This window comes from Streptomyces sp. ISL-66 (assembly GCF_018614135.1).
GTDB lineage: Bacteria > Actinomycetota > Actinomycetes > Streptomycetales > Streptomycetaceae > Streptomyces.
Map to the genome: position 1 here is coordinate 1 of NZ_JAGGOW010000070.1, position 16,086 is coordinate 16,086.

Annotated in this window: 12 protein-coding genes; 3 read left to right on the plus strand and 9 right to left on the minus strand. The window is 73.3% G+C overall.

Translation table 11 applies throughout. The features are described from left to right. The 5 genes from J7E97_RS14445 to J7E97_RS14465 all read right to left on the minus strand — a co-directional run. Window positions 1-398, minus strand: a 398-nt coding sequence (locus J7E97_RS14445) for an S-adenosylmethionine synthetase N-terminal domain-containing protein (protein ID WP_285428188.1), incomplete at its 3' end; no start/stop codon positions are given. A gap of 1 nt (window position 399) precedes the next feature. After that, window positions 400-1,893 carry a lyase family protein gene (locus J7E97_RS14450; RefSeq protein ID WP_215026902.1) on the minus strand — a complete coding sequence of 498 codons (1,494 nt, stop codon included), beginning with the start codon at window positions 1,891-1,893 and terminating at the stop codon, window positions 400-402. Continuing rightward, window positions 1,890-4,049, minus strand: coding sequence for an FAD/NAD(P)-binding domain-containing protein (locus tag J7E97_RS14455; protein ID WP_215026905.1), 2,160 nt, complete (start codon window positions 4,047-4,049; stop codon window positions 1,890-1,892). The genes J7E97_RS14450 and J7E97_RS14455 overlap by 4 nt, the downstream gene beginning before the upstream one ends. A 43-nt stretch (window positions 4,050-4,092) precedes the next feature. Beyond that, window positions 4,093-5,112, minus strand: a complete 1,020-nt coding sequence (locus tag J7E97_RS14460) for a methyltransferase (RefSeq protein ID WP_215026907.1) — start codon at window positions 5,110-5,112, stop codon at window positions 4,093-4,095. 36 nt (window positions 5,113-5,148) lie between these two features. Then, window positions 5,149-6,846: a class I adenylate-forming enzyme family protein gene (locus J7E97_RS14465; protein WP_308346501.1), complete on the minus strand. Its 1,698-nt coding sequence runs from the start codon at window positions 6,844-6,846 to the stop codon at window positions 5,149-5,151. Between the two features lie 219 nt (window positions 6,847-7,065). Here J7E97_RS14465 and J7E97_RS14470 point away from each other — a divergent pair, with 219 nt between their 5' ends. Beyond that, window positions 7,066-8,727, plus strand: coding sequence for an FAD-dependent monooxygenase (locus J7E97_RS14470; protein ID WP_215026911.1), 1,662 nt, complete (start codon window positions 7,066-7,068; stop codon window positions 8,725-8,727). Between the two features lie 208 nt (window positions 8,728-8,935). Beyond that, complete coding sequence (locus tag J7E97_RS14475) at window positions 8,936-9,802, plus strand: AfsR/SARP family transcriptional regulator (protein WP_251054518.1); 867 nt, start codon at window positions 8,936-8,938, stop codon at window positions 9,800-9,802. Here J7E97_RS14475 and J7E97_RS14480 read toward each other — a convergent pair. Next, window positions 9,742-11,223 carry an MFS transporter gene (locus J7E97_RS14480; protein ID WP_215026915.1) on the minus strand — a complete coding sequence of 494 codons (1,482 nt, stop codon included), beginning with the start codon at window positions 11,221-11,223 and terminating at the stop codon, window positions 9,742-9,744. The two genes, J7E97_RS14475 and J7E97_RS14480, sit on opposite strands and share 61 nt — an antisense overlap. Window positions 11,224-11,402: 179 nt before the next feature. Between J7E97_RS14480 and J7E97_RS14485 the strand changes: the two genes are divergently transcribed. Next, window positions 11,403-12,209 (plus strand): SDR family NAD(P)-dependent oxidoreductase, encoded by an 807-nt coding sequence (locus J7E97_RS14485; protein ID WP_215026917.1) that lies wholly within the window; start codon window positions 11,403-11,405, stop codon window positions 12,207-12,209. Between the two features lie 90 nt (window positions 12,210-12,299). On the opposite strand, the gene J7E97_RS14490 is transcribed toward J7E97_RS14485, so the two are convergent. The 3 genes from J7E97_RS14490 to J7E97_RS14500 form a co-directional block, all read right to left on the minus strand. Continuing rightward, the gene (locus tag J7E97_RS14490; RefSeq protein ID WP_215026920.1) at window positions 12,300-12,947 is read right to left on the minus strand and encodes a cupin domain-containing protein; all 648 of its coding nucleotides are present in this window, start codon (window positions 12,945-12,947) and stop codon (window positions 12,300-12,302) included. 79 nt (window positions 12,948-13,026) lie between these two features. After that, a complete protein-coding gene (locus J7E97_RS14495; RefSeq protein WP_215026923.1) occupies window positions 13,027-14,181 on the minus strand; it encodes an MFS transporter in 1,155 nt (384 codons plus the stop codon). 44 nt (window positions 14,182-14,225) lie between these two features. Continuing rightward, window positions 14,226-15,914 (minus strand): FAD-binding oxidoreductase, encoded by a 1,689-nt coding sequence (locus tag J7E97_RS14500; RefSeq protein ID WP_251054520.1) that lies wholly within the window; start codon window positions 15,912-15,914, stop codon window positions 14,226-14,228. Window positions 15,915-16,086 lie beyond the last annotated feature (172 nt).

Sequence of the window (16,086 nt, forward strand, 5' to 3'; positions counted from 1 at the left end):
ATCAGGCCCTGGTCGCCGGCGCCCTGCTTGTCGAGCTCGTCCTCATCGCCCTCGACCCGCTTCTCGTACGCGGTGTCCACGCCCTGCGCGATGTCGGGGGACTGCGCGCCGATCGACACCGACACACCGCACGAGGCGCCGTCGAAACCCTTGAGGGAGGAGTCGTAGCCGATCTCCAGGATCTTCTCGCGGACCAACTGCGCGATCGGCGCGTACGCCTTCGTCGTCACCTCTCCCGCGACGTGCACGAGACCGGTGGTGATCAGGGTCTCCACGGCCACGCGCGAGGTCGGGTCCGAGGCGATGAGAGCGTCGAGGATGGTGTCGCTGATCTGGTCGGCGATCTTGTCGGGGTGACCTTCGGTCACGGACTCCGAGGTGAACAGACGGCGGGACATGTCACTCCTGGGTGAGGGTGCGGGGGTGCGGATGGGCATCCGGGCCGAGGGCCCGGTCGACGAGGAGCCCGGCGGCGCCGGTGTATCCGGCCGGATCGAACAGCGCGGCCAGCTCCGCGGCGCCGAGGTGTTCCCGGACCTCCGGGAGGGCGGCGAGCACGGAGTGCAGTGAGCTGCCGTCGCGGTCGGCGGCCAAGGAGGCTTCGGTGAGCAGTTGTCTGGCGCGGGCCCGGCCGAGCAGCGGTGAGAGCACCACCGCGACCCGCTCCGAGACGACCTGGCCGCCGGTGAGCCGGAGGTTGTCGCGCATCCGGTCCGGTTTGACGACCAGCCCCCCGGCGAGTTCCACGGCGGTGTGCGCGGCGCCGCCGGCCAGCCGCAGGCACTCGCGCAGCAGGGACCATTCGGCGTGCCAGACCCCGGCGGAGCGTTCGTCCTCGGTGACCAGGCACTGCGTCAGCGCGCCCGCGAGGGCCGGGACCTGGAGGGCGGCGGAGCGGATCAGGGTGGCGAGCACCGGGTTGCGCTTGTGGGGCATGGCGGAGGAACCGCCACGGCCGGCCGCGGCCGGTTCGCCGACCTCCCCGACCTCCGTACGGGCCAGCGACTGCACATCGACCGCGATCTTGCCGAGGGCGCCGGTGGTGAAGGCGAGGGCGGCCGCGAGGTCGGCGAGGGGGAAGCGCAGGGCGTGCCACGGCAGCCCGGGGCGGGCCAGCCCGGTCTCCTCGGCGAAGGCGTCGACGAGGCGCTCGGCGTAGGTGCCGGCGGCGGTGCCGCTTTCCGTGCTGGTGCTGGTGCCGGTGTCGGTGTCGTCGGCGGCTTCGCGGTCGCCCGGTGCCGGCTGTTCCAGGGAGGCGTACTCCACGTACCCGGCCAGCGTTCCGGCGGCCCCGCCGAGCGAGACGGGCAGGGTGTCCTCCAGCGCGGCCAGCCGGTCGTCCGCCCGCAGGACCAGCTCGCGCCAGCCGGCGGCCTTGAGCCCGAAGGTGGTGGGCACCGCGTGCAGCGCCAGCGTGCGGCCGGCCATCGCGGTGTCCCGGTGCCGCGCGGCCAGTGCGGCCAGGGCCTCGGCCGTCCGGCGCAGGTCGGCCCGGATCAGGCGCAGGGCCCGCAGGGACACCAGCATGGCCCCGGTGTCGAAGATGTCCTGGCTGGTGGAACCGCGGTGCACGTACTCGGCGGCCGCCGGGTCGATCCGCGCCACCCGCAGCCCGAGTTCCCGTACGAGCCCCACCACGGGGTTCGCCGTCTCGCGGGAGGCGAGCGCCAGGGCCCGTACGTCGAAGGAACCGGCATCGGCGGCCGCCGAGATCGCCTTCGCCGCGGACGCGGGGAGCGTGCCCAGCTTCGCCTGAGCGCGGGCCAGCGCGGCCTCCGCGTCGAGCATGGCCTGGAGCCACGCCGCGTCGGTGACGGCGGCCTCCACGGGGGTGCCGGCGCGGACGGGGGAGAGCAGCCCGCTGTCCGCTCCCGCGGCGGGTACGGCCGTCATAGCGAAACCTCCGAGAAACCGGCACCGTTGCGAGGGGCGCCGTCGAGGTCGGCGCCGTCGAGGTCCAGGCCGCCGAGGTCCAGGCCGTCGACGCCGGGGTCGAGGTCCCGGCCGTCGGCCGGGAGCAGTTCCAGTACGGCCAGGGCGATCGCGTCGGAGTCGCCCAGGGTCACCGAGTTGACCCCGGGCCTGATGCCCGCGGCCGTCACCCAGTGCACGGCCTCCGTGGGGATCCCGTAGGCGAACCGGCGGGGATGGGCGCGCCCGTCGGCGCCGAGCACCCGGTAGGGGCGCTCGGTGACGGACACCCCGCCCGTCTCGTAGTGCGAACCGCAGGTGCCCGCGATGCGGTACGGGCTGATCTGACCGGTCGCCAGCAGGTGTGCCAGCAGCGGATCCCCGGTGCGCCGCACGTCCGGCTCCGGGAGCCGCGCCTCGACCAGGACCCGGGCGTGCACGGGCGCCCCGCCCACCCGGTCGGAGGTGGCCTCGAAGGCCGGGGCCCCCGCACCGTCGGCGGCCACCCGCACCCGCATGCCCGGACCGACGAGCCGCACGGTCCCGGCCTCGACGAGGGCGATGAGCTCCTCGATGCGCGAGGCCGGCGGGCCGATCGAGAGGAAGGCGTTGAGCGGGGTGTACCAGCCCTGCAGTTCGTCCCGGTAGGAGTTGCCCTCCAGCCGGCCGTGGTCCACCACCAGGCGGATCTCGTTGCGCAGGTCGCGCAGGACGTCCAGGGCCGACTTGAGCGGTCCGCTGACGTTGCCGGCGCGGGCCTCGCGCACGTCCGCGGCGAGGTGGTCCAGCAGCCAGTCGTGGAACTCGCCGCGGTGGGCGAACACCCGCCGCCCGTAGGGCAGGGAGATGTCCTCCCAGTTCCAGTGGTCGGCGGCCGCGATGCCGTACTCCTCCAGCAGCTTCTGCTCCTCCTCGCCCGCCGACACGGCGAGGTAGCGGTCGACGAGGCCCGCGCGCTCCCCGTCGCGCCCGGCGGCGGTCAGCAGCGTGCCGTAGTAGACGCTCTCCACCTCCTTGGCGATCAGCGGCCACACGTCGGTGCCGAAGTGCACCCGCTCGCCGTCCACGGCCCGGTCGGCCAGCTCCGCGATCAGGGCGGGGGTGAGCAGCCGGGGCAGGTAACGCCCGTGCGCGCCCTTCTCGTTCTCCCCGCGCGCGTGGTACGGGATCCCGCGCCGGGAGCCCGCGTACAGCGTCGGCTCGTGCCCCGACGGGACGTAGCGCAGCGCGTCCCCGGCCCGTTCGAAGCGGCCGCCGCGGCCGACGGTGAGCAGGGCCATGTGGTCGAAGAAGTTGAGGCCCAGGCCGCGCAGCAGCACGGGCTCGCCGGGGGCCAGGTCCGGGAGTTCGGCGTCGGCCGGATTGGCGGGCAGGACGTGCGTCAGCCCGCCGGAGCGCGCCTCCTCGGAGGTCCGGGCCTCGTCCGCCGTGGGTTTGGCCGGTACGTGGCCCAGGGCGAGCACCACCGCGTCGAGCCCGGTGAGCACGGTCCCGTCGGCCAGCCGCAGGGTCTGCGGCCGGTCGGCCGCGCGACGGGCGGCGGCCCCGGGGGCGGCGCCGGGGAAGGCGCCGTCGGGAGCCGCGTCGTCCAGGGAGACGGCCAGGGTCCGGTGGACGTGGATGGTGACGTGCCCCGGCGCGCCCTCGACCACGCGGTCGAAGGTCTCCTCCAGGTAGCGGCCGTAGAGGGCGCGGCTGGGGTAGGAGTCGGGACCGAGGCGGCGCGCCTCGGCCAGTAACTCGCCGTCGGAGGCGTCGGAACCGTCTGAGGCTTCGGAGGCGTCGGATGCGTGACTTCCGGCTCCGGCCCCGGCATCGCCCGCAGTGGCGCCGCTGCCGGAGCGGGCGAGCGCCGAGGACCACTCGTACAGGCTCGGCCCGTCCTCGACCGGTCCCTTCATCTCCACGCTGTCGTCGGTGTACACGGTCACCTGCGAGGCCACCGTGTTCATGAGCAGCTGCCGCGACTGCGCGGTGCGCCAGACCTTGCCCGGGCCGGCCCGGTAGGGGTCGACCACGTGCACGGTCAGCGCGGAGCCGGACGGGGACTTGCGCTCGTGGGCGCAGATGCGCTCCAGCACCGACAGGCCGCGCGGCCCGGCGCCGACAATGCAGACCGTGAGTTCCCCGCGGCTCATCCGGCTACTCCGATTCGGGTGGAAGGGGCGGGTGCGCGCGTACTCACGCGACGGCCGCGACCAGCAGGCTGGTCTCGAGGGAGAGTTCGTGTACGGACTCCAGCCGCAGCCCCGCCGAGGCGAGGACGGAGCGGTATCCGGCGAGGTCGCGCTCGCGGCCGCCCGCGGCCATGAGCAGGTGCAGGTCGTACAGGAGCGGCAGCAGGGTCTCCCCGTGGTCGGGGATGACCCGTTCGAGGATCAGCAGCCGGCCCGACTCGGGCAGGGCGGCGCGGATGTGCGACAGCAGGGTCGTACACCGGTCGTCGTCCCAGTCCTGGAGGACGCGGGAGAGCAGGTAGACGTCCGCACCGCCGGGCACGCCCTCGAAGACGTCGCCCGCCCTCGCCTCGTAGCGGTCCGGGCCGACGGCCTCGTCGAGGTGGGCCCGCGCGACGGGCACCATGTGCGGCTGGTCGAAGAGGATGCCGCGCAGCTCCGGATGGGCCCGCAGCACCGTGCCCAGCAGCATGCCGCTGCCGCCGGCCACGTCGACCACCGTGCGGCGGCCGGTGAAGTCGAACGCCTCCAGCACGTCGGGGAAGAAGACGTTCCCCGCGTTCATCGCCCGCTGGAACTTCGCGCCCGCCCCGGGATCGCGCAGGTACTCGTGCAGGGTCTTGCCGAAGGCGTGCTGGAATCCGGAGGTACCGGTGCGCACCGCCGGTTCCACCGCGCCCCAGGCCCGGTGGAACTCCTCGCCGTAGATGCGGACCATGTCCCGCATGGACCGGGGGGAGTCCGCGCACAGCAGCTCCCCGGCCGGGGTCAGCAGGTAGTTCCCCGCCGGATCGGCGTTGTTCTCGCCGGTGTACTCGAAGACGTCCATCGCGGTCAGCAGCCGCATCAGCCGGCGGATGCCGTCCGGGTTGGCCTGCGTACGGGCGGCGAGCGCCTCGTCCGTGACGTACCCGGCCGCGACGTGGTCGGCGAGGCCGAAGGCGACCGCCGCGTAGAGGGCCTGTGACTGCCACGTCCCGGTGATGATGTCGACGACCCGGCGCACTGCTTTCTGGTCGGGCATGAGCGGTCCTTTGTCGGTCAGCGGGCTCACGAGGGATCAGGCGGCGGACTGGTCGGTGTGGTCGGCCCGGTCCGGCGACGTGTCCGCGGACTTGGCGACGGTCTCGGTGGCCGGCCGGCTCAGCACGTCGTGGTGGCGCTCGCGCAGCACGCGCTTGAGGACCTTGCCGGTCACCCCGACCGGGAGGTCCTCGCGCGCGGAGACGAGGACCAGCGCGTGGAGCCGCGCCAGACCGGCCGCCTCCAGGGCCGCGTTACAGACGGAGAGCAGGTCGCGGGCGCTGCGGTCGACCCCGTCGGCGTAGTAGACGACCGCCGCCGGGCAGTACGAGCCCGGCAGCTGCGGGTCGGCCACCGCGACCACCGCGGTGTCCAGGGCCCGGGTGGAGTTCAGAACCACCTCTTCGAGGGGCAGGCTGTACACGTCCCCGGCCGCCGCCTTGATGACGTCGGGGGTGCGGTCCAGGTGGTACCAGTTGCCCTCGGTGTCCTTGCGGACGATGTCACCGGTCAGGAAGTAGCCGCTGAGCAGCGATTCCTTGTTCAGCGCCGGATCGTCCCAGTAGCCGGGGGTGACGCTCGGGGTGCGGACGCCGAGCATGCCGGCCTGCCCGTCGGGCAGTTCGCGCCCGTCCGGGCCGAGCACCGCGGCTTTGCGGACCACCTTGGCGGGCACGCCGATGAACCGTCCGTAGTGCGAGCTCGCGGCGGTGTGGGCGGCCTTGAAGAGGACCATGCCCATCTCCGAGGAGCCGAGGCCGTCGAGGTAGACGGAGCCGGTGCCGGGTCCGCCGAGGGCCACGAGGGGGCGGATGTGGCGCTCGTGGGAGGCGTCGCCCATGCCGTTCCAGGTGCGCACGCGCCGCGCGGCCTCCGGGCGGACGGCGGAGGGATCGATCTCGGCGAGCGTGAGGGGGAACCCCAGCACGATGGTGGGCTTGAACCCGTTGACCGCCCGGGTCACCCGGTCGCCGTCGGCGCCGTCCAGGATGAGGGTGGGGATGCCGAGCAGCAGAGCCATGGACAGGTAGCTGATGCCGGCCGAGTGGCTGTGCGGCAGCGCCGTGAGCAGCCGGTCGCTGCGCAACGAGGGGAAGGTCCACAGCCGTTCGCGCTTGCCGATGAAGAACGACTGGTGGTGGAAGACCGGGGCCTTGGGCCGGCCCGTCGTCCCCGAGGAGTGGGAGATCATCACGAGGTCGTCGGCGGTGTGCCGGTGCGGGTAGTCGGCCATCGGCGCGGGCGGTCGCACGGCGTCCGCGTCGAGGGCGTGGATGTCGTGCAGTTCCGGGGCGGTCGCGCCCGAGGTCTGCCAGGCCGAGGTGAGGTCCTTGAGCAGATCGCCGTCGCCGACGACGAGCGTGGCGCCGGTGCGCAGGAAGTACTCGGACGCGGTCCGGGGCTCCATGCGCGGATTGCAGTGGACGGCCGCCGCGCCCAGGCTGGTGACGGCGATGTGGTGCAGCAGGCCGAAGAGCCCGTGGCGGGTGTACAGGCCGACGTGGGACGAGGGGGTCACGCCCTGCTCGCGGTACCAGTGCGCGTACCGGATCACGGTGAGCCGGATGTCGTTCAGGGACAGTCCGCGCCACTCCCGGTCCTCCCAACCCGGCAGGGTCGGGTCCGGGTGGAACAGCAGCGGACGGTCCCGGTCACGGGATATCTCCCAGGCGTGCCAGAAGAAATTTCCCGCGCCCAGTCCCCGGTCGGCGGTGAGGCGCAGGCGTTGCGCCACCGATCGGTGCGTGCCGAATAGGAACATGGAATACCTCACACTCCGCTGAGGGCTTCGGGAAGTCGGGCCCGGTCCGTCAACGAGTGTCCAGGTGGCATCTAAAGATCCTCTGGAGAGAAAATCCGCGTAATTCCCTATCAGGCCTTCCAGCAATCCTTCAGAAGCGTGTCGGAGGATGCCCGCGCACCTTTTGGAGTTCTCAGGCTGGAGGCCAGTTCGATGGACCGCCCCACGCGTACACCGGTCGCCATCGTGGGAGGCGGTCCCGTGGGACTGCTCCTCGCGCTCTTCCTCGACCGCCACGGAGTGGAGTCGGTGGTCTTCAACACCGAGGAGTCGGTGCCGGCCGAACCCCGCGGCAGCACGCACGGGGCCCGCACGATGGAGCACTACCGCCGCCTCGGGCTCGCCCCCCGGGTACGGGAACTGGGGCTGCCCGGCGGCCACAGCGCCGGCATCTCCTTCTTCACCCGCTACAGCGGCCACCTCCTGGCCTCCCTGCCCTGGCCCGGCGCCGACGCCGTACGCGCCGGCGTGGCGGCCTCGGAGCGGACCGAGCAGCTCCCCGAACCCATGCACCGGGCCAACCAGATGTACGTGGAGCGGCTGCTGTGGGAGCGGGCCGGGAGCCGGCCGAACATCACCCTGCGCTACGGGCACCAGGTCACCGGAATCACCGAGGAGCCCGGCCACGTCACCCTCACCGAGCAGGGCCGGGACGGGGAACCCCGCAGCTGGCGGGCCGAGTTCGCGGTCGGCTGCGACGGCGGCCACAGCCTCGTCCGGCGCTCGCTGGGCATCGCCTACACCGGCGAGGGGACCCTCGACCAGGACGTGCTGGGGCGCCGGGCCACGGCCGCGCACCTGCGCGTCCCGGGTCTGCGCGAGCGCTTCCTGCGGGAGCGGGCCGCCTGGAGCAACTGGGTCGTCAACAGCGAACTGGCCCTCAACCTGATCGCCCTCGACGGCGCCGACGAGTTCTTCCTGCTGACCAGCTCCGCCGACCCCGACGACACGGACGACGAGGCAGTGGCGGCCCTGGTCCGCCGGGCCGCCGGGGTTCCGCTGGAGGTGGAGGTCCTCAGCCGCCGCGCCTGGACCCCCGGAGCGGCCCTGGTGGCCGAGCGGTTCGGCGCGGGCCGCACCTGGCTGGCCGGCGACGCCGCGCACCTGTTCACGCCCAACGGCGGCTTCGGCATGAACACCGGCGTCGACGACGCCGCCAACCTCGCCTGGAAGCTGGCCGCCGCCGTGCAGGGCTGGGCGGGCCCCGGACTGCTCCCCTCCTACGAGGCGGAACGCCGGCCCGTGGCCCTGCGCAACACGGCCGCCGCCCGCGAGCTGAACGTGGGCCTCGGGGCCATCGAGCGGCCGCCGACCCTTGAGGCGGACACCGCCGAGGGGGCGGCCGCCCGGGAGAAGACCGGCACGCGGCTCGCCGAGTACGGACTCCTCACCCTGGCCACCACCGGCGTGCAACTGGGCGCCCGTTACGACGCGTCACCGATCGTCGACGCCGCCGGGGACGCGCCGCCGCCCGACGACTTCACCTCCTACACCCCCTCCGGGGTCCCCGGAGGCCGCGCCCCGCACCTGTGGTTGGGCGACGGCCGGGGCGAGGGAGACTCCCTCTACGACCGGTTCGGCACCGGGTTCACCCTGCTGAGCCTGTGCGCCCTGCACCAGGACACCTCCGGATTCGAGGCGGCGGCCGCCGCGAGCGGGATCCCGCTCACCGTGCTCCGGGTCCAGGACCCCGCCGCCCGCGAGCTCTACGAGCGGGACCTGGTCCTCGTACGGCCCGACCAGCACGTGGCCTGGCGCGGCAACCGGCCGCCCCGCGATCCGCGGGCGCTCCTGGACCGCGTCACCGGGCATTGACCACGCGTTCTCTTTTCCTTCACTTCCGGCAAGGAGACAGAACCAGTAATTCCGTTCTGTAGAATTTGCCGGTCCCCGCGGGTGGTCCCGAAGTTGCCAAAGTGGTTCCCGAGTTCATCGCGCGGTGGCGGATTATCGCTACGGTCGAGGGGTTCCTGGCCGGGTGAATATCCGTGGAGGGGTAATGCAATTCTCTGTACTCGGGCCCATGTGCGTCACTGAAAACGGGGAGGACAGAACACCCAGTGCGCCCAAGCACCGCCAGATGCTCGCACTCCTCCTGATGAACGCCAACCACGTGGTGTCGATGGCCCAGTTCGTCGAAGAACTCTGGGAGTACAGCCCCCCGCCCAGCGCGGTCGCGGCCGTGCACACCTACGTCATGCAGCTGCGCCGGCTCCTGCAGGGCACCGGCCCCGCGACCGCCACCGCCTGCCGGCTCGTCACCCGTGACCAGGGCTACGTCCTGCACGTCCAGGACGGTGAGCTCGACCTGCACGCCTACGAGCGCCAGGTCCGCGCCGGCCGCGCCGCACTCGACGCCGGCAACCTGGAGGCCGGCGCCCGCCAGATCCGCACGGCCCACGCCCTGTGGAGCGGCCAGGGCCCCGTGGACGCGCCCGCCGGCCCGCTGCTGCGGGCCGCGCTCGCGGCCATGGAACGGGACCGGCTGGAGACCATAGTCCAGCGGGTGCGCGCCGAACTGCGGCTGGGCCGCCACCACCAGCTGCTCGCCGAGCTCTGCGCGCTCGTCCACCAGGACCCCGCCAACGAGCAGCTCACCGGCCAGCTGATGCTGGCCCTCTACCGGTCGGGCCGGCAGGCCGACGCGCTCGCCGCGTTCCACCGGCTGCGCCGCACCCTGCGCGAGGAGCTCGGAACCTCCCCGGGCCGGGACATCCACCGGCTCATCACCGACATCCTGGCCGGCCACCCCCGGCTGGAACCGCCCACCGAGGGCGAACTGCGGCTGTCGCTGGACGCCGTGGACCGGCTTCCGCGCCGCCCCGTGGGTCAGCCGCGCACCGGGACGGCCGACTGGTCCGGGGCCACGCCGGTGCTGCTGGGCGCGTAGCCGGCGGATTCGGCGACGGCCTCCCGCCGTACGGGACGCAGGCCGAACCGGGCCGTGAGCGCGGCGCACGCCATCAGGGCGGCGCAGACCCAGAACGCCCGCGACAGGCCCGTGGTCAGCAGGGCCGGATCCGCGGGGCCGCCGCTCCCGTGGCCGGCCGCGCCGTACGCGCTCACCGCGAGCGCCAGCCCGACGGCGGCGCCTATCTGGCCGGCACACTGCACCACCCCGGCGGCCGCCCCCACCGCGCACCGGCTCACCCCGGACACGGCGGCTATCTCACAGGCCATCCACAGGAACGGCAGGCCCGCGCCGACCAGCGCGAGGCCCGGCAGCAGCCCCGTCGCGTACGAGGAGGAGGGCGAGACCTGGGTCAGCAGCAGCAGCCCCGACCCGCTCAGGGCGCAGCCGGTCAGACAGGGGACACGCGGACCGAGCCGGCCCAGCAGCCGGCTGCAGATCCGCCCGACCACGATCACCCCGCCCACCACCGGAAGCAGGGCGCAGCCCGCCGCCCAGGCGGCGTAGCCGTGCACCTCCTGCAGGTACACGCTGCCGAGGAACACCACGGGGCCGGTGGCCGCCGCGACGAACACGATGCCGAGGGCGCCCGCGCCCAGCGAGCGGTTGCGCAGCAGCACGGCCGGCAGCAGCGGCTCGGCGGCCCGCGCCTGCCTGCGCAGGAACAGCGCCGCCAGCAGTCCCGAAACGGCGAACACCGCCCAGGTCACCGGGCCCAGCCCCCGCTCGGAGGTGCCCACCAGCGCGTACACCAGGGCCAGTAGTGAGCCCACGAGGAACAGGGCGCCCTGCACGTCGGGGGCGGAGCCGCGGGCCCGGGTCGCCTGGTCGGCGGGACAGAGCCGGCGGGCGGCGACCAGCGCGGCCAGCGCGACGGGCACGTTGAGCAGGAAGGCCCAGCGCCAGCCGAGCTGGCTGACCGCCAGTCCGCCGCCCAGCACTCCCGCGACCGAACCGATCCCCCCCGACGCCGCCCACAGTGCGAGCGCCCGGCGCCGCTCGGGCCCGTCCGCGACGGAGGTGAGCAGGATGCACATGGCCGCCGGCACCATCACGGCGGCGGCGACCGCCTGCCCGGCCCGGGCCAGCAGCAGCACCGGCCCGTTGGGCGCGGCGGCGCAGAACGCGGAGGCGACCGCGAAGCCGGCCAGCGAGAGGAGCAGGAGCCGCCGCGACCCGGCCCGGTCGCAGAGCCGGCCGCCCAGCAGCTGGAGCCCGCCGATCAGCAGGACGTACAGGTTGGTCACCCAGTGGGCGCCGGCCAGGGTCATGCCGAGACCGTGCTGGATGTCGGGCAGGGCCAGGACGACGAGTCCGGCGTCGGCGTTCGCCAGCAACGGGGCGAAGGAAAGCAGGACCACCACCGACGTGCGCGGGCCGAGCTGCTCGGTCGGGGGCATGGGGGACTCCTGGGAAGCGGGGGGAGGGTGTGTGGGTCAAAACCCCGCCCCCTGTTCCCCGGTTGCACTTCGCGGCCCGTGCAACCCGATGGAAACCCCCGGTGTTCAAAGCAGTGAGAGCGCACGGACGAGCTCTCCCCCGCCTCCCGGGTGAGGGCCCGAACAAGAGAAGGAAAACCATGGATCTTCAGCTTTCCGGCCGCGTCGCAGTGGTCACCGGTGCCTCCAAGGGCATCGGCCTGGCCGTCACCCGCTCGCTGCTCGAAGAGGGCGCGCGGGTCGTGGCCGTTTCCCGCAAGAACTCCCCCGAGCTCGAGCAGCTCGCGGGCCCGGACCTGCTGCACGTCTCGGCCGACCTGACGGACCCGGAGGCTCCCGCGCAGGTCATCGCCCGCGCCGTCGAGCACTTCGGTGGCCTGGACATCCTGGTGAACAACGCGGGTGGCCCGCCGCCCGGCGTCACCATGCCCCGTACGGGCTTCTTCGACAGCAACGACGGCCAGTGGCAGTCGATCTTCGAGTTCAACCTGTTCTCGGCGGTCCGCGCGATCCGCGCCGCGATCCCCAAGATGATCGAGCGCGGGGGCGGCTCCATCATCAACGTCTCCACCGGCATGGCCCGTCAGCCCGCCTCCGTCAACGTCGAGTACGGCGCTGCCAAGGCCGGTCTGTCGAACCTCACCAAGGCGCTGTCGGAGGAGTTCGGCAGCCAGGGCGTCCGCGTCAACACGGTCTCCCCGGGCGCCGTGCTCACCGCCTGGTGGACCGAGGAGGGCGGCGCGGCCGACGTGCTCGCCGGCATGGCGGGCGCCGACCGCCAGAGCATCATGGACACCATCGCCCCCCAGATGATGGGCCAGGTCACCGGCCGCCTCATCGCCCCGCAGGAGGTCGCGGACGCGATCCTGCTGCTGGCCTCCCCGCGTTCGGCGAGCACCACGGGCGCCGACTTCGCCGTCGACGCCGGTTTCGTCAAGACCTTCTGATCCTCGGATCCGGTCTTCCGACCCGGTCGCTCGACACATGAAGGACCCCGGTGGCCTCAGGCCACCGGGGTCCTTCGCGTGCGGGGTCAGTCAGCGGCGTCCGCCGACCGCGCCGAGCCGCGCGGCGACGACGTCCGGCAGCTCCTCCGGCTGCGCCACCTCGAGCGGGCGCCGGTTCATGTAGTCGGGATTGCAGGCCTGGTAGCCGAGCAGCCGGGCCAGCGGCGCCAGGGCGCCGTTCACCAGGCGCTGTACGGGCCAGGGGCGGTCCGTGAAGCGCAGCACGTCGGAGAACTCGCGCATCGTCACCGCGTGCTGGAGCAGGCCCGGGCGGCCCTCGGCGTCGGTCTTGCCGTCCTGGGCGAGGCCGAAGAGCTGGCGCAGGATCAGCTGCTCGAAGCGGTCGGCCCGGTTGACCAGTTCCACCACCGCGAAGGAGGTCTCCTCCTCGGTGTTGCCGAACCAGCGGTGCACGGTGCCGGCCGGCACCGTGACGGTCTGCCCGACCTCGTCGAGGATGATGTCGCGCCCGCCCAGGTGGACCCGCAGGCTGCCGCGCACCAGGGTGAAGATCTCCTCGCTGAACGGATGCACGTGGTAGCCGGCGGCGAAGCCGCCCGGCTCCACGTAGAGGTCCATCACCGCGCGCTCGCCGCCGGTGTGCGCGGCGGGAGTCCGGATGACGATCTTCTCCTTGCACCGCGGGTTGTAGTAGACCTCGCCCGGGTGGACAGCCATGTCTCCTCCAGAGGGGAACGCTCGACCGGCCATCCGGTGAGCCGTGTTGTCCCCCAGGCTGGTCCGGCGGAGCCCCTGCTCACACCACCGATTTTTGCTCCGGACTTCGGTGGGAGCGGCGTACGGGAGCCGCCGCGACCACCACGACCACCGCGACGGCGCAGGCCGCCAGCGCCGCCCCGAGGCCCAGGCTCGCGGAGATCCCGTACCCGTCGACCACCACGCCGCCCAGCAACGAGCCGGCCGCCAGCGACACCTGGACCACGGTCACGAAGACGGCGAGGCCACGCTCCGGCGCCTCGGGCACGGCCTTGGCCATCGTGGTCTGCAAGCTCAGCGGCAGGGCGCCGAAGGCGGCGCCCCAGACGAGCACGAGGAACGCCACCAGCACCGCGGAGTCCGCGGCCACGGGGAGCAGGGCCGCCACGGCGGCGAGGGCGGCCGCGCTGGCGGCGACGGTGGCCCGTACGGAGCGGGCGAGCGCGGCGGCGGCCAGGAAGTTGCCGGCGATCCCGGCGAGGCCGTACCCGAGCAGCAGCGCGGCCGCGGCCCCGGCGCCGTAGCGGGCGTGCCGCTCCAGGTAGGGCGCGATGTAGGTGTACGAGGCGAAGTGGCCCAGGAAGACGAAGACGGTCGCCAGCAGCCCGGCCCGGGCGGCCGGGATCCGCGGCACCGCCGCCAGGTCCCGCCAGCCGACCGCCGAGTCGGCGGGCAGCGGCGGCAGGTAGCGGATCTGCGCCGCCAGGGCGGCCAGCCCGAGCAGGGCGGCCCCCCAGAACGCCGTCCACCAGCCCGCGCCGCGGGCGGCCAGCGCGGCGAGCGGCAGGCTCGCCACCGTCCCCACCGAGATGCCGGCGGTGACCAGCGAGGAGGCCCGGTGGAAGGACTCCGGGCCCACCAGCCGGGGCGCGATCGCGGCCCCGACGGCCCAGAAGCCGCCGAGCGCGAGGCCGAGCAGCAGCCGGCCGGCCAGCATCGTCCCGAGGTCGCGGGACAGGGCGCAGACGAGGTCGGCCAGGGCCGTGAGGGCGGCGAGCCCCCACAGCACCGGCCGGCGGTCGAAGCCCCGCGAGGCCACCGTCAGGACCGGCGCGGACACGGCCGCCGCGAGGCCGGGCACCACGACGAGGAGCCCGGTCGTCCCGGTGGAGACGTCCAGATCTCCGCCGATGTCGGTCAGCGCGCCGACCGGCAGCAGTTCGGAGAGCACCAGGGTGAAGGACCCCAGTGCCACCGACACCACCGCCGGCCAGCCACCGCGCCGCGGTGCCCCCCGGGTCACGACGTCGGCAGCTGGATGGACTGGCTGTGCCGGAAGACGTTGCGCGGGTCGTACTTCTTCTTCACCTGCTGGAGGCGCGGGTAGTTGTCCTTGTAGTAGAGCGTGGACCACGGCACGCCCGAGGTGTTGTACGCCGGGTCGTGCAGGTCGATGTCCGGGTAGTTGACGTAGCAGCCGTCGGTCACCGCGTTGGGGACCGGGACGCCGCCGGTGTCCGCGTAGGCGCCGTGGAAGAACTCGCGGATCCACTGGAGGGACTTGGCCTCGTCCGCCGGGTCGGTCCACCAGATCATCCAGGCCGCCTTGTACGCGGCCTCGCGGTGCGGGGCGGCCGTGTCCCCGGGGGCGACCGCGTTGACCTGCCCGCCGAAGGAGCTGAGCAGCACCGAGGCGGTGGGGTTGACGAGGTCGTCACGGGTGAGGTGCCTGTAGAAGGCGTCCACGTGCGCGTCCGGCATGGCCGTGCGGTAGTACGAGGACTTGAAGTCGCCCTTCAGGCTGGGGTCGTTCAGCGTGGGATTGGTCGTCCCGAGGTACCGGGCGGCCTGCAGCCACGGCATCCGCCGCGGCTTGGCGAGCTCCGGCATGGCGGACAGCTCGCCCATCGCGGTGGTCAGCGGCTGGTGGGCGATGTCCAGTCCCGCGGTCATCTCCCCGAGGAACCGGTTCAGCACCCCCTCCGCGTCGGGGATGGTCGCGTCGAGCTGGGTGATCAGGCCTATGTACCCGTTGGACTTGTGGTTCAGCGCCAGCATGGTGACGAGGTTGTCGTACACCCCGCCCGGCTTGAGGTTGCGGGCGTGCCAGTCGCCGTAGTTCTTGACCAGCCGCGCGAACCGGTCCTTGGTCATCTCGGCCCACGGCCAGGAGACGGCGCTGACCAGCACCTCGGCCGGCGGCTGCGGCAGCAGGCCGGCCGGGTTGGTGCCGGTGGCGCCGGGGGAGCGGAACCAGAAGCGGGTGATGACGCCGAAGTTGCCGCCGCCGCCACCGGTGTGCGCCCACCACAGGTCGCGGTGCGGGTCGGTCGCCTCGCGCGTCGCGACGTGGGTCCGGGCGATGCCGTTGGCGTCGACGGCCACGACCTCCACGGCGTACAGGTGGTCGACGACCAGGCCGAGCTTGCGGCAGAGCATTCCCCAGCCGCCACCGCTGATGTGGCCGCCCGCGCCGACCTGGAAGCACATGCCGGCCGGGATGGCCACGCCCCAGGTCCGGTACATCCGCTCGTACACGTTCAGCAGCTGGGCCCCGGCCTCGACCGCGATGGCGTTCTTCGCGGGGTCGAAGTAGACCTTGTTCATCTTGGTCATGTCGAGGATGACGCGGACGTCAGCGTTGAAGACCCAGTCCTCCCAGCAGTGGCCGCCGCCGCGGACGGTGAGCCGCTTGCCGGCCGTCACCGCCTTCTGCACGACCTCCTGGACCTGCGCGGTCGTCTCGGCGAGATAGACCGCCTCGGGCGAGGCCACCCAGCGCTGGTTCCAGCCCCGGACGAGGTCCTTGTACCGCTTGTCCGCCGGCGTGACCGCCGTGATGGGCTCCGTCAGCGCGCCCGATTCCTCGGCCGTGGCCGCGGCCGCCGGCGACACCAGCCCCGTGCCCGTGAGCAGTGCGGCTCCACCCGCCGCGGCACCTCCCGCAAGGAAGTTGCGCCGCCCCATACCGCCCCTGTCCTGCACCATCGCCCAACCCCTCCGCCGTTCACGTGCCTTGACGCGGCAACGCTAGAGATCGGGGAGGCGCCCTGGCGCCCAGAGAGTTGCGCTCGTTCTCGGGAGGGAGGTACGGCCCGTACGGCGCCTGCGGCCCGTACGGCGCCGGGGACCTTGCGGCGCCACAACCCGTACGGCGCCA

Bases quoted from the DNA above. Each gene is read 5' to 3' on its own strand.
- J7E97_RS14460 (WP_215026907.1), bottom strand. From the start codon at position 5,112: ATGCCCGACCAGAAAGCAGTGCGCCGGGTCGTCGACATCATCACCGGG.
- J7E97_RS14480 (WP_215026915.1), bottom strand. From the start codon at position 11,223: ATGCCCCCGACCGAGCAGCTCGGCCCGCGCACGTCGGTGGTGGTCCTG.
- J7E97_RS14485 (WP_215026917.1), top strand. From the start codon at position 11,403: ATGGATCTTCAGCTTTCCGGCCGCGTCGCAGTGGTCACCGGTGCCTCC.
- J7E97_RS14450 (WP_215026902.1), bottom strand. From the start codon at position 1,893: ATGACGGCCGTACCCGCCGCGGGAGCGGACAGCGGGCTGCTCTCCCCC.
- J7E97_RS14475 (WP_251054518.1), top strand. From the start codon at position 8,936: ATGTGCGTCACTGAAAACGGGGAGGACAGAACACCCAGTGCGCCCAAG.
- J7E97_RS14455 (WP_215026905.1), bottom strand. From the start codon at position 4,049: ATGAGCCGCGGGGAACTCACGGTCTGCATTGTCGGCGCCGGGCCGCGC.
- J7E97_RS14470 (WP_215026911.1), top strand. From the start codon at position 7,066: ATGGACCGCCCCACGCGTACACCGGTCGCCATCGTGGGAGGCGGTCCC.
- J7E97_RS14490 (WP_215026920.1), bottom strand. From the start codon at position 12,947: ATGGCTGTCCACCCGGGCGAGGTCTACTACAACCCGCGGTGCAAGGAG.
- J7E97_RS14500 (WP_251054520.1), bottom strand. From the start codon at position 15,914: ATGGTGCAGGACAGGGGCGGTATGGGGCGGCGCAACTTCCTTGCGGGA.